This window comes from Streptomyces alkaliphilus, from assembly GCF_014141535.1.
GTDB lineage: Bacteria > Actinomycetota > Actinomycetes > Streptomycetales > Streptomycetaceae > Streptomyces > Streptomyces alkaliphilus.
The window spans coordinates 1-1,124 of the sequence record NZ_VKHT01001311.1 but is presented as its reverse complement, the minus strand read 5'-3'; the positions used below and the strand labels follow the sequence as shown (position 1 = coordinate 1,124).

The window sequence follows — 1,124 nt, the reverse complement described above, 5'->3', positions numbered from 1 at the left end:
GGTCCGGGCGGGTGCTCCCGCCGTGCGTCCGTGCGCCCGGTCCCGCCGCTCGACGACCGCCCGGCTCGGGCTCCCCTCCGGGGTCGGCGTTCGGTGGGTGCCCGGTGGGGAGTGCGGGTGTCCCGGCGGGGATCAGACCGCGGCCGGACGGGCCGTGCGGCTCTCGATCCCGCGGCTGCGGGTGAACGCCTGCTCCGCCTCGCCGGCGCGACCCAACCGTTCCAGGGCGCGCCCGCGCAGGTGCCACGCCTCCGCGCTGCGGCTGCGCAGCGCGACGGCGGAGTCGGCCAGCCGGCGGGCCAGCCGCACCTCCCCGGCGTCCAGCGCGCGCCGGCCCACTTCCAGGAGCGACTCGAAGCAGTCGTCCTCCGAGGGACGCAGGTCGGTGTGGCGCACGACGAGCTCGCCGACCGCCGCGACCAGCCGACGCTGCTCCGGTCCCGGTCGGTCCTCGCTCGCCGCGACGTGGCGGGCGCACTCGCGCACGCACGCGGTCAGCAGATCCTCGGCACGGGCCACGCTTCCGGCCCGCAGCCCCATCAGCCCTGCCCAGCGCTTCGTCATGGCTCCAGCGTCCCGCCACCGGGCCGCCCGTCCGTAACGCGGAGGGGCCCGGAAGGTGAACAGGGGACGACGAACGCCCGGACCGCGCGCCCCCGACGGCGTGCGGCGGCCCGCCGAGGGCGCGTGTCACCCGTTCCGGCGGAGGGTCACGCCCCTCGCGCTCCGCGCCGGTGAGCCGCGGGGCCGGCGAGGCGAGCGGCGAGCCGGGCAGAGCAGGGAGAGTCGGCGACCGGTGATCGTCCCGAACTCGCCGCCGGGGTTGCCGTCCATCCGGGCGGTGTGGGAGTCGGCGGTGTCGATGAAGGTGCCACCGCCCCTCGACGAAGGCGTCGAGGGGCGGCGAAGGGCGCGTTCGCGTGGGCGGTACGGCCGAAGAGGTCGCCACCCGGGCACGGGGCGGTGGCGGTGGCGGTACGGAGAGCGAACCGAGGGCGCCCGGACTCACGGCCGCGCACCGGGCGATCGGCGGGGCGGCGTCCCCGGCCGCGCGCCGCCGTCCCCGTCCGGCCGATCGGACCCACCCGATCGGCCGGACGGGGACGGCGGGGCAGCCGGGTCCG

The 1,124-nt window shown here is 78.7% G+C and carries 1 protein-coding gene; it reads right to left on the bottom strand.

Annotated features, from left to right (window positions below):
* Positions 1-132 precede the first annotated feature (132 nt).
* Positions 133-564, bottom strand: a complete 432-nt coding sequence (locus FNQ90_RS24180; protein WP_143623492.1) for a tetratricopeptide repeat protein — start codon at positions 562-564, stop codon at positions 133-135.
* Positions 565-1,124: the final 560 nt, after the last annotated feature.

Coding starts and splice junctions, on each gene's coding strand:
- FNQ90_RS24180 (WP_143623492.1), bottom strand. CDS start 564: ATGACGAAGCGCTGGGCAGGGCTGATGGGGCTGCGGGCCGGAAGCGTG.